Source organism: Pseudomonas sp. IT-P74 (genome assembly GCF_949768175.1).
In the GTDB taxonomy this organism is placed as follows: Bacteria; Pseudomonadota; Gammaproteobacteria; order Pseudomonadales; family Pseudomonadaceae; genus Aquipseudomonas.
This window is the reverse complement of record NZ_CATKQD010000015.1, coordinates 42,556-54,262: the sequence shown is the minus strand read 5'-3', so window position 1 is coordinate 54,262 and position 11,707 is coordinate 42,556. Positions and strand designations below refer to the sequence as shown.

Genomic DNA, 11,707 nt, shown 5'->3' with positions numbered 1-11,707 from the left:
CGATTGGCTCGACAGTTTTTCGAGGAAAGTGGTTGGCGAAGCCGGTAGAAGGGCTTTTCGCTCCGTCGCTCATGCGCGTGGTTTGTGCGCAAGCCGATCATTTTCTGCTTCACTCAAGGCTCGCCGACAGGCTGGTCGCCCGGAGATAGGGGAAGGCGTAATGGCAACGGTAGACCGCTGGCTTCTGCCAGATGGCATCGAAGAAGTACTGCCACCGGAAGCTGCGCGTATTGAAGTCGCGCGTCGTCAGGTGTTGGATCTGTTCCAGAGCTGGGGTTACGAGTTTGTCGTGACTCCCCATATCGAGTACCTGGAATCCCTGCTGACCGGCGCGGGCCAGGACCTGGATCTGCGCACCTTCAAGGTCATCGACCCGCAATCGGGCCGTCAGATGGGTTTCCGTGCCGACATCACGCCGCAAGTGGCGCGCATCGATGCGCATACCCTGCGTCGTGAAGGCCCAAGCCGTCTGTGCTATGCCGGTAGTGTCCTGCACGCTCAGCCTCGCGCCTTGTCGTCCTCGCGCAGCCCGATTCAACTGGGTGCCGAGTTGTACGGCGACGGCAGTCCGAGCAGCGACGTCGAAGTCATCAGTCTGATGCTGGCCATGCTGCAACTGGCCGATGTGCCGGATGTGCACATGGACCTCGGTCATGTTGGCATCTACCGTGGCCTGGCCCGCGCGGCCGGTTTGTCCGGTGAAGTCGAGCAGCAGTTATTCGATGCCTTGCAACGCAAGGCCATCGACGAGGTCATTACCTTGACCGAAGGCTTGCCTGCCGATCTGTCGGGCATGCTGCGGGCGCTGGTTGACCTGTGTGGTGGTCGTGAAGTGCTGGTTGCGGCCCGCGAGCGCCTGGCCAAGGCGCCGGCCCCTGTTCTGGCTGCGCTGGATGACTTGCTGGCAATTGCCGAGCGGCTGTCCGTGCGTTTCCCCGAGCTGCCGCTGTATTTCGACCTGGGCGAGCTGCGCGGTTACCACTACCACACCGGTGTGGTGTTCGCCGTGTTCGTACCGGGTGTTGGCCAGTCCATTGCCCAGGGTGGTCGTTACGACGACATTGGCGCCGACTTCGGTCGCGCCCGCCCGGCGACTGGCTTCTCCACTGATTTGAAAACCCTGGTGACCCTGGGGCGTGCTGAGATCGAGCTACCGTCTGGCGGTATCTGGATGCCTGACAGTACGGATGCGGCACTCTGGCAGCAGGTTTGCCAGTTGCGCAGTGAGGGTCAGCGTGTCGTTCAGGCCTTGCCTGGACAACCTTTGGCCGCTGCCCGTGAAGCGGACTGCGACCGGCAATTGATTCAGCAGAACGGGCTTTGGCAAGTATCGCCACTGGCTTCTTGAGTTTTCCCGCCGGCTGCCGCCGGCACCAAGTTTGCGCGAATGAGGACAAGTGTTATGGGTAAGAATGTCGTAGTCCTGGGCACCCAATGGGGTGATGAGGGCAAAGGCAAGATCGTTGATCTGCTGACCGAACATGCTGCCGCCGTAGTGCGTTACCAGGGTGGCCACAACGCTGGCCACACGCTGGTGATCGACGGCGAAAAAACCGTCTTGCACCTGATCCCGTCGGGCGTGCTGCGCGAAGGCGTGCAGTGCCTGATCGGCAACGGCGTGGTGGTTGCACCTGACGCCCTGCTGCGCGAGATCACCAAGCTGGAAGAAAAAGGCGTACCGGTGCGCGAGCGCCTGCGTATCAGCCCGTCCTGCCCGCTGATCCTGTCCTTCCACGTTGCGCTGGACCAGGCCCGTGAAAAGGCCCGTGGCGAGCTGAAGATCGGTACCACCGGTCGCGGTATCGGCCCGGCCTACGAAGACAAGGTTGCACGTCGTGGCCTGCGTGTGGGCGACCTGCTCAACATGCCGCGCTTTGAAGACAAACTGCGTGAACTGGTGGATTACCACAACTTCATGCTGGTGGGTTACTACAAAGAGCCAGCCATCGAATTCGACAAGACCCTGGCCGAATGCAAAGAATACGCTGAGCTGCTCAAGCCGCTGATGCTGGACGTGACTGCCGAGCTGCACGACCTGCGTCGCGCTGGCAAAGACATCATGTTCGAAGGCGCCCAAGGCTCCCTGCTGGACATCGACCACGGTACCTACCCGTACGTGACCAGCTCTAACACCACTGCTGGCGGCGTTGCTACCGGTTCGGGTGTTGGCCCTATGTTCCTGGACTACATCCTGGGCATTACCAAGGCTTACACCACGCGTGTAGGTTCGGGTCCATTCCCGACGGAGCTGTTCGACGAAGTCGGTGCGCACCTGGCTAAACAAGGCCACGAGTTCGGCGCCACCACTGGCCGTGCTCGTCGTTGTGGCTGGTTCGACGCTGTTATCCTGCGTCGGGCTATCGATGTGAACAGCATCTCGGGCATCTGCCTGACCAAGCTGGACGTGCTCGACGGTCTGGAAGCCATCAACATCTGCGTCGGCTACAAAGATGCAGAAGGCAATACCGTTGCCCCGACTGATGCTGACAGCTACGTGGGCCTGCAGCCTGTGTACGAAGAAGTGCCGGGCTGGACCGAGTCGACCGTGGGTGCCAAAACCCTGGAAGAGCTGCCAGCTAACGCCCGTGCTTACATCAAGCGCGTTGAAGAGCTGATCGGCGCGCCGATCGACATTATTTCGACGGGCCCGGACCGCAACGAAACCATCGTTCTGCGCCATCCGTTTGCTTGATAAGTCGTTGATGTAAAACACAAAGGCCCCTTAATTGGGGCCTTTGTCGTTTATGCCTGTTGGACGGCATGACCTTTGCTATTAGCTTTGCCTAAAACGTCACTTTTGGCGTGCCATCAATTTAATGGCGCTTTTGCAGAGGGATATCAAGTGTCGGCCGTTCTCTCATTGTTACAGAGCCGTTTGTTGCGGCCCGTGTTCGTTACCCTTGGTATCGCCCTTTTGGTGCAGGTGCTGGTAGCTGTCGCTCTGACCCGGAGCACGGTGACCGCGCTGGAAGCCGATCTGGGCCTGCGCCTGGGTGCGGACAGCCAAAAGCTGTCCGCCGAGCTTGAGCAGGCTGGGCGCGAAGTCACGTCGAGCCTTGACAGCCTCTCCACCAGTACGCGTCAGCGCCTCACGGCCGGTTTGTCCTCGCGGCTGAAGGACGAGCAGGCGCAGCTGCGCTCAACGCTGGAAAAAGATCTGAAGGACTCCGCCAGCGACATGGCGCAGCTATTGGCCTCTGTCGCGCCTCGCGCCATGTGGGACAACGACGTTCCGACACTTTCCGAATTTGCCCGCCGGGCCCAGCGCAATCCCAATGTGCTGTTCGTAGTGTATGACGACGCGACGGGCCAGCACCTGACGCGCTACCTCAACCGGGAAAATCCGATCAACAAGGCGCTGCTGGAAAAGGGCCAGGGCGAGCGTGCGCTGGACAAGGTGCTGGATGCGGCGAAGAACGATCCATCGGTGTTCTACATCGAGGCCTCGATCAATCCTAATGGCGTAGAAATCGGCAAGGTTCTGATGGGGGTCTCGACTGCTTCGGTTGAGACTGATCTGGCGGCCCTCGACAAGCGCTTCTCGGCATTGATCGCCAGCAGCGACCAGCTGGTGGGCGACAGCCTCAAAGGTGCGGCCGCCGACAGTGCAACGGCCATGCGCTCGCGCCTGCAGTCGGCGCAGTCCACCGCGGCTGAAATGAAGGCCAATACCACCAGTACCGTGCAGGAAGCTGCTACGACATTGCGCTGGCGCATCGGCGTGTGTCTGGCGGTGGTGGGTTTCGGTGTCCTGCTGTTGTTGGCGGTGGTGCTCGGTCGTCGAGTGGTCAATCGCCTGAAAATGCTGATCGTTGCCATGGATGACCTGGCGGCGGGCGAGGGCGATCTGACCAAACGTGTGCAGATCAACAGCAAGGATGAAATCGGCGACATGGCCTCGGCGGTCAATCGCTTTGTGGATAAGTTGCAGCCGATCGTGCGTGAGGCGGGCGATGTGGCCCAGCGTACCGGCGTGGAAATCGGTGCCATGACCTTGCGCAACGCCGGTGCGGATGCCGCGGCTGGCATGCAGCGTGATGAGGTGGCGGAGAGTTTGCGCGCGCTGTCGCAAATGGCTGATGAAGCCCAGTCGGAAAGCCATGCCATGCAGGCGGCGTTGAAGCAGGTGGTGGACATTCGTCAGGCTACCGACGAAAACACCCGGACCTCGGCGAAAGTGGGCAGTCTGATTGAGGAGCTGGCGGGGCAGGTCAACACAGGTGCCCAGGTAATCGAGCGCCTGGCGCAGCAAAGTGAGCAAATTGAGGTGGTGCTGACGGTGATTCACGGGATCGCCGAGCAGACCAACCTGCTGGCGCTGAACGCAGCGATTGAGGCGGCGCGTGCCGGCGAGACTGGACGCGGGTTTGCCGTGGTGGCTGACGAGGTGCGGGCGCTGGCGAGCAAGACGCAGAGTTCCACCGGCGATATTCAGGCGCACATCGTGGCATTGCAGCAAGGTGCCCGTGAGGCGGTGGCTGCGATTGGTCAAGCTGGGCGCCAGGCCAGTGAGGGTTTGCTGGTGCTGCGTGACAGTGCGCGGTTGCAGCAGTCGGTGCAGGCATCCGTCGAGCAGGTGCATGCGGCGATCGGTCTGGCTACCCAGGCCGCGGCGCATCAGGCTCAGGGCGCACAGGCAGTGCGGGGGCGGGTCCAGACCATTCACGCCCAGGCCGAGAAGGCGGCGCAAGCCGTTGTGGAGACCACGGCGAGCGGAAAGGTGCTCGATGGTCTGGCGGCGCAGTTGAAGGCGAGCCTGGGGCAGTTCAGGGCCTGATGCTTTGTCAGGGATGGCCTCATCGCGAGCAAGCTCGCTCCCACAATGATGGTTGGCGGACACAAAAATTGTGGGCGCCTCAGATCAAATGTGGGAGCGAGCCTGCTCGCGATGGCGGTCTTAACGACTCAGATACATCCGGGTCGTCAGCAGATAGACCGGCAACCCCGACACCAGTATCAACAACGCCGCATAAGGCGCAGCCGCCGCAAACTCCACATTCGCCGTATGCGCCCAGACTTCCGTCGCCAGGGTGTTCAGCCCGGTGGGGCTCAGCAGCAAGGTCGCCGTCAGCTCCTTCATCGCATCCAGGAACACCAGTGCAAACGCCGCCCCCAGCGCCGGGAAAATGATCGGCAGTGTCACTCGGCAAAAAGCGCTGAATGACGAGGCGCCCAGCGTACGCGCCGCCTCCTCAAGCTGTGGTGCTGCCTTGTTCAGGGCGGTGCGGATCGGCGCCTGGGCCAGCGGCAGAAACAGCAGGGCGTAGGCGATCAGCAGCAATGCCGAAGTCTGGTAAAGCATCGGCACGTAGTGCAGGGCGAAATACACCAGGGTCAGGGCAATGACCAGTCCCGGCAGCGCATGCAGCAGATACGGCAGGCGCTCGGCCCAGATCGCCAGTTGACCTTTGTAGCGCACGACCAGCAGGCTGACTGGCACCGCCAGCACCAGGCACAGCGCCGCGCCACCCAGCGACAGGGCAAGGGAGGACAGCAAGGCTTCGCCGATTGCCGCCACGGGAAAGGCGGCTGATGATCCCACCGCCAGCCAGTAGGCCAGCATGCCCAGCGGAATCCCGCTGCCGATGATTGCCAGCAGCAGGCAGTAAAGCTGTCCCGCCACGGCCCAAGAGCCCAGTTGAATCTGTTCCGCGCGTCGCGCCGCGCCCTGGCCGGTGCGCACGTGTCGACCCTTGCCGCGCACGCGCAGCTCCAGCCATAGCAGCGCCAGGCACAACATCAGCAGTACGGCGGAGAGCATTGCCGCGTTGGCATTGCTGAACTCCAGTTCGAACTGTTGATAGATCGCTGTGGTGAAGGTTTGCAAGCCGATGATCGACAGGGCGCCGAACTCCACCAGCATGTGCAGTGCAATCAGGAGTGATCCCGCCAGCAGCGGGGGCCAGAGCAGGGGCAGGGTGACGCGAAAGAACACGCCCCAGCGATTCTGGCCCAGGGTGCGGGCCGATTCTTCAAGGGAGGGGTCAAGGTTGCGCAGGGTTGCTGCTACAGGCAGGAAAATCAGCGGGTACTTCGACAGGCTCATCACCAGGATCGCGCCACCGAGTCCTTCAAGGTGGGCGCTCAGAGAAACCCAGGTGAAGCTGCTGACAAAGGCCGGTACGGCGAACGGCAGGCACAGGATCACGCCCCACAGTCGTCGTCCCGCAAGATTGCTGCGCTCGAGCAACCACGCCAGCGACAGGCCGATCACGCCGCACGCGAGGGTGACGCCCAGCATCAACGCAAGGGTGTTGCGCAGCAGGCCGAATACGTACGGTCGCCACAACAGGTGCAAGGCTTCGGCCCAGCCTGCTTGCCAGGCCTTGAGTCCGACATAGGCCAGCGGCAGGAGGCTGAGTACGACCAGCAACAATACCGGCAACACCAGCCCTATGGGTGGACGCTTGCGGCGAGGCGCGTTGTGGCTGCGCAGACTGGTGGCAGAGAGCGATGCGCTCATCAGTTCAAGCCAACGTCGCGTTCCAGGTCCAGCGCTTCTTCGGCGTTGCCGAGGTCGGCTGGCGTGACTTTCGGTGCTTCCAGTTCGCTGAACGGCTTGAGTCCGCGATCGGACTCCATGCCTTTGTGCAGCGGGTATTCGGCGGTGGTCTGGGTGATCACGCGCTGGCCTTCCTCGCTGGCCATGTAGGCGAGCAACTGCTGGGCTTCTTTGGGGTGTTTGCTGGATTTCAGGACTGCAGCGCTGGAAACGGTGATCAGCCCACCGACGTCGCCACCGGTGAAGTAATGCAGCTTGGAATCGAGCTGGCCCTTTTCTCGTTGCAAGGCGAACCAGTAGTAGTTGTTCACCAGCACTGTGGCGACTTCACCATTTTCCACGGCTTTGAGCGCGACCATGTTGTTGCTGTAGGTCTTGCCGAATGCGCGCAGACCGGTAAGCCACTCTTCGGCGGCGTCCATGCCGTGCACCTTGATGATCGCTACTGCTTGCTCCTGGAAGGCGCCGCTGGTGGGTACAAAGCCGACCTTGCCTTGCCATTTCGGATCGGAGAATTCCATCACCGATGTCGGCAGGTCTTTTTCATCGATCAGCTTGGGGTTGAATGCAACGACGCGCACCCGGGCTGTCACGCCAATCCAGGTGCCGTTGCCGGCGACGTATTCCTTGGGCAGAACGGCCAGCGTGGCGTCATCCGTCCTGGCCAGCAGGCCTTGTTCGCCAAGTTTGTTCAGGGGTGGTGATTCTTCGGTATAGATCACGTCGGCGGGGGAGCGATCGCCTTCCTCGACGATCTGGCTGGCGAGCTGGTTGCTGCTGCCTTTGCGCACATTGACGTGGATCCCGGTCTTGGCTTCGAAGGCCTTGGCGACCGCGTCGCCGACTTCTTTGTGTTGGCCGTTGTAGAGGGTCAGGGCGACCGGATCGGCGGCTTGGGTGAGGGGAGTGGCGAGTGCCAGGCCGAGGAGGGTAATGGTCAGGCCGCGGCGCAGGGTATTTCGAAACATCATTCGCAGGGTTCCTCACTGTCGCATTGCAAAAACTTGCAACAATGATAAACGATATTGTTTCTCAAATGCGGACGCTGATTCCTGTAGGAGCGAGCTTGCTCGCGATGGGCGTGAACGATGGCGCGTTCTGTCTGAGAACAAGCGCTGTTCTCGAGTGCATCGCGAGCAAGCTCGCTCCTACAGAGGGTCGGTGATTTTTCAGGGGCCAGAAACGCAAAAACCCGCTTTCGCGGGTTTCTGTGAAATTCAAGGTCGTAACCTTGAATTTGAATTGGTGCCCAGAAGAAGACTCGAACTTCCACGACCTTGCGGTCACCAGCACCTGAAGCTGGCGTGTCTACCAATTTCACCATCTGGGCATTCATCGCAAGCGTTGCCGCTGTTGATGTGGCGCACTATACGGAGAGCATTTTGATCTGTAAACCCCTGATTCTAAAAATAATAAACCAGTGGTCAAAAATGCAAAAACCCGCTTTCGCGGGTTTTTGTGTGAGCCTTGAAATTGAACTAATCTCAAGCTCGAAATTGGTGCCCAGAAGAAGACTCGAACTTCCACGACCTTGCGGTCACCAGCACCTGAAGCTGGCGTGTCTACCAATTTCACCATCTGGGCAGTATCGGCAACGTTGTCCGTCGTCGATGGCGCGCACTATACGGAGCGTCTTTTTAACTGTAAACCCCCAGGGTCAAAAAAACATGGAAAATTTCATCGACGGTCTTCAAAACAGCTTTACGGTGTCGATACAGGGCTTTAGATGGGTCGTCTTAGCCTGAAATTTCCCGTTTCATTACGCCTATGCCAAACTAACCCGCATATAGACAAGGTGAAAACTCTCTAATGGCCGATTGGCAGTCCCTCGATCCCGAGGCCGCTCGTGAAGCGGAAAAATATGAAAACCCTATTCCTAGCCGCGAACTGATCCTTCAGCATCTTGCTGATCGAGGTTCGCCTGCTAACCGCGAGCAACTGGTCGAAGAGTTTGGTCTGACCACAGAAGACCAGATCGAAGCCCTGCGCCGCCGCCTGCGCGCCATGGAGCGCGATGCTCAACTCATCTATACCCGTCGCGGCACTTATGCGCCGGTGGACAAGCTCGACCTGATCCTGGGGCGCATCAGCGGTCACCGTGATGGTTTCGGCTTCCTGGTGCCGGACGACGGCAGTGACGACCTGTTCATGAGCCCGGCGCAGATGCGTCTGGTGTTCGATGGTGACCGTGCCCTGGCCCGGGTTTCCGGCCTGGACCGTCGTGGTCGCCGCGAAGGCATGATCGTCGAAGTGGTGTCCCGCGCTCACGAAACCATCGTCGGCCGCTACTTCGAAGAGGGCGGCATCGGTTTCGTGGTTGCCGACAATCCGAAGATCCAGCAGGAAGTGCTGGTGACCCCGGGTCGTAACGCCAACGCGCAGATCGGTCAGTTCGTCGAAGTGAAGATCACTCACTGGCCGACGCCACGCTTCCAGCCGCAAGGCGACGTGGTTGAAGTCGTGGGCAACTACATGGCGCCGGGCATGGAGATCGATGTTGCCTTGCGTACCTACGACATTCCTCACGTCTGGCCTGACGCCGTGCTCAAGGAAGCCGGCAAGCTCAAGCCGGAAGTCGAAGAGAAAGACAAAGAGAAGCGCATCGACCTGCGTCATCTGCCGTTCGTCACCATCGACGGCGAAGATGCTCGCGACTTCGACGATGCGGTCTATTGCGAAGCCCGCCCGGGCAAGCTGCGCCTGTTCTCCGGCGGCTGGAAGTTGTACGTGGCGATTGCCGACGTTTCCAGCTACGTGAAACTCGGTTCGGCGCTGGATGCCGAAGCGCAGGTTCGCGGCAACTCGGTGTACTTCCCCGAGCGCGTGATCCCGATGCTGCCTGAGCAGCTGTCCAACGGTTTGTGCTCGCTGAACCCACAAGTCGATCGTCTGGCCATGGTTTGCGAGATGACCATCTCCAAAACCGGCGAAATGACCGACTATTGCTTCTACGAAGCGGTGATCCACTCCCATGCCCGTCTGACCTACAACAAGGTCAGCGCGATGCTGGAGACGCCGAAAGCCACCGAAGGGCGCAAGCTGCGCGGTGAATACACCGACGTGGTACCGCACCTCAAGCAGTTGTACTCGCTGTACAAGGTGTTGCTGGCGGCCCGTCACGTACGTGGCGCGATCGATTTCGAAACCCAGGAAACCCGGATCATCTTCGGTACCGAGCGCAAGATCGCCGAAATCCGTCCGACCGTGCGCAATGATGCTCACAAGCTGATCGAGGAATGCATGCTGGCGGCCAACGTGGCCACCGCCGAATTCCTGAAGAAGCACGAAATCCCCGCGCTGTACCGTGTTCACGATGGTCCGCCACCGGAGCGCCTGGAAAAGCTGCGCGCGTTCCTCGGCGAGCTCGGCCTGTCCCTGCACAAAGGCAAGGATGGTCCGTCGCCGAAGGATTACCAGGCACTGTTGGCCGGTATCAAGGATCGTCCGGATTTCCATCTGATCCAGACCGTCATGCTGCGTTCGTTGAGTCAGGCGGTGTACAGCGCCGATAACCAGGGCCACTTCGGTCTGAATTACGAGGCGTACACCCACTTCACTTCGCCGATCCGCCGCTACCCGGACTTGCTCACGCACCGGGCGATTCGCAGCGTGATCCATTCGAAGCAGAACACCCCGCACGTTCGCCGTGCCGGTGCGATGACCATTCCGAAAGCACGCATCTATCCGTACGACGAAGCGGCCCTGGAGCAACTCGGCGAGCAGTGCTCGATGAGCGAGCGCCGTGCCGATGAAGCGACCCGCGACGTAGTGAACTGGCTCAAGTGCGAGTTCATGAAGGACCGCGTGGGCGAATCGTTCCCGGGTGTGATCACCGCCGTGACCGGTTTTGGTCTGTTCGTCGAGCTGACCGATATCTACGTCGAAGGCCTGGTGCACGTCACGGCGCTGCCGGGCGATTACTACCACTTCGATCCTGTGCACCACCGCCTGGCCGGTGAGCGTACCGGTCGCAGCTTCCGTCTGGGCGACACCGTGGAAGTGCGGGTCATGCGCGTCGACCTCGACGAGCGCAAGATCGACTTCGAGATGGCCGAAAAAACCATCAGCGCGCCGATCGGCCGCAAGAAGCGTGGCACCGAAAGCACCGCACCCGCAGCGAAAGTCGAAGCAGAACCGGCCCCGGCGAAAACCGGTCGTCGTCCTGCCAGGGAAAAGGCTGTAGAAGCCTATCGCCCGAGCGATGCAGCGGCGAAGAACGCCGAGGTGCGCAAAAGTCGTGAAATGAAACAGGCGTTGCTCGCCGGTGCGAAAAGCGGCGGTAAAGCGGCGTCTGGGGGAAAGACCAGTCGGTCGACGCCTGACAAGGCCGTCGGCGGCAAGCCAGCCAAACCGAGCAAACATCGTAAAGGCCCGCCAAAAGCGGGCTCGGCTCCAGCCAAGAGTGGCGGGGCGCGTAAACCTAAGGCCAAGCCATGAGTCAGTTGGAAAAGATCTACGGCGTACATGCTGTAGAAGCGTTGTTGCGTCACCACCCGAAACGCGTCAAGCAGATCTGGCTGGCCGAAGGCCGCAATGATCCTCGGGTCCAGACGCTGATCGAGCTGGCCAACGAAAACCGGGTCCAGGTTGGCCAGGCCGAGCGCCGCGAAATGGACGCCTGGGTTGAAGGTGTGCACCAGGGTGTGGTCGCGGACGTGAGTCCGAGCCAGGTCTGGGGCGAGGCGATGCTCGACGAGCTGCTCGATCGCACCGACGGCGCGCCGTTGTTGCTGGTGCTCGACGGCGTGACCGATCCGCACAACCTCGGCGCCTGCCTGCGTTCGGCCGATGCGGCGGGTGCGCTGGCAGTGATCGTGCCGAAGGACAAGTCGGCGACCCTGACTCCGGTTGTACGAAAAATCGCCTGCGGCGCGGCGGAAGTGATTCCGCTGGTTGCCGTGACCAACCTGGCGCGCACCCTGGAAAAGCTCCAGCAGCGCGGCTTGTGGGTGGTCGGCACGGCCGGTGAAGCCGAGGTCAGTCTGTATGACCAGGATCTGACCGGCCCGACCATCCTGATCATGGGCGCCGAAGGCAAGGGCATGCGTCGCCTGACCCGCGAGCATTGCGACTACCTGGTGAACCTGCCGATGGGCGGTAGCGTCAGCAGTCTCAACGTTTCCGTGGCGACGGGTGTTTGCCTGTTCGAAGCGCAGCGCCAGCGCAGTGTCAAAGCCAAGGCTGCTGCCAAGAAGTCCTGATCCA

At 60.9% G+C, this 11,707-nt stretch carries 7 protein-coding genes and 2 tRNA genes; 5 read left to right on the top strand and 4 right to left on the bottom strand.

The window, feature by feature from the left end:
• Positions 1-160 precede the first annotated feature (160 nt).
• From ACM6J5_RS13000 to ACM6J5_RS12990, 3 genes are all read left to right on the top strand, one after another.
• Positions 161-1,348: an ATP phosphoribosyltransferase regulatory subunit gene (locus ACM6J5_RS13000; RefSeq protein WP_150673206.1), complete on the top strand. Its 1,188-nt coding sequence runs from the start codon at positions 161-163 to the stop codon at positions 1,346-1,348.
• A 54-nt stretch (positions 1,349-1,402) separates the two neighbouring features.
• The gene (locus ACM6J5_RS12995) at positions 1,403-2,692 is read left to right on the top strand and encodes an adenylosuccinate synthase (RefSeq protein ID WP_150673205.1); all 1,290 of its coding nucleotides are present in this window, start codon (positions 1,403-1,405) and stop codon (positions 2,690-2,692) included.
• 150 nt (positions 2,693-2,842) lie between these two features.
• Positions 2,843-4,777 (top strand): methyl-accepting chemotaxis protein, encoded by a 1,935-nt coding sequence (locus ACM6J5_RS12990; RefSeq protein ID WP_095943161.1) that lies wholly within the window; start codon positions 2,843-2,845, stop codon positions 4,775-4,777.
• 120 nt (positions 4,778-4,897) lie between these two features.
• Here ACM6J5_RS12990 and ACM6J5_RS12985 read toward each other — a convergent pair whose 3' ends face one another.
• From ACM6J5_RS12985 to ACM6J5_RS12970, 4 genes are all read right to left on the bottom strand, one after another.
• Entirely contained in the window at positions 4,898-6,463 is a 1,566-nt protein-coding gene (locus ACM6J5_RS12985) for an ABC transporter permease (RefSeq protein WP_414928641.1), read from the bottom strand.
• Positions 6,463-7,473 carry an extracellular solute-binding protein gene (locus ACM6J5_RS12980; RefSeq protein WP_095946400.1) on the bottom strand — a complete coding sequence of 337 codons (1,011 nt, stop codon included), beginning with the start codon at positions 7,471-7,473 and terminating at the stop codon, positions 6,463-6,465. Before ACM6J5_RS12980 ends, ACM6J5_RS12985 begins: the two co-directional genes overlap by 1 nt.
• A 272-nt stretch (positions 7,474-7,745) precedes the next feature.
• Positions 7,746-7,832, bottom strand: a tRNA-Leu gene (locus ACM6J5_RS12975).
• A 167-nt stretch (positions 7,833-7,999) separates the two neighbouring features.
• Positions 8,000-8,086: transfer RNA gene (locus ACM6J5_RS12970), tRNA-Leu, on the bottom strand.
• A gap of 225 nt (positions 8,087-8,311) precedes the next feature.
• Between ACM6J5_RS12970 and rnr the strand changes: the two genes are divergently transcribed.
• Both rnr and rlmB read left to right on the top strand, forming a co-directional pair.
• Entirely contained in the window at positions 8,312-10,939 is a 2,628-nt protein-coding gene (gene rnr / locus ACM6J5_RS12965) for a ribonuclease R (protein WP_095946401.1), read from the top strand.
• Positions 10,936-11,703, top strand: a complete 768-nt coding sequence (gene rlmB / locus ACM6J5_RS12960) for a 23S rRNA (guanosine(2251)-2'-O)-methyltransferase RlmB (RefSeq protein WP_095946402.1) — start codon at positions 10,936-10,938, stop codon at positions 11,701-11,703. Before rnr ends, rlmB begins: the two co-directional genes overlap by 4 nt.
• The last annotated feature ends 4 nt before the right edge of the window (positions 11,704-11,707 follow it).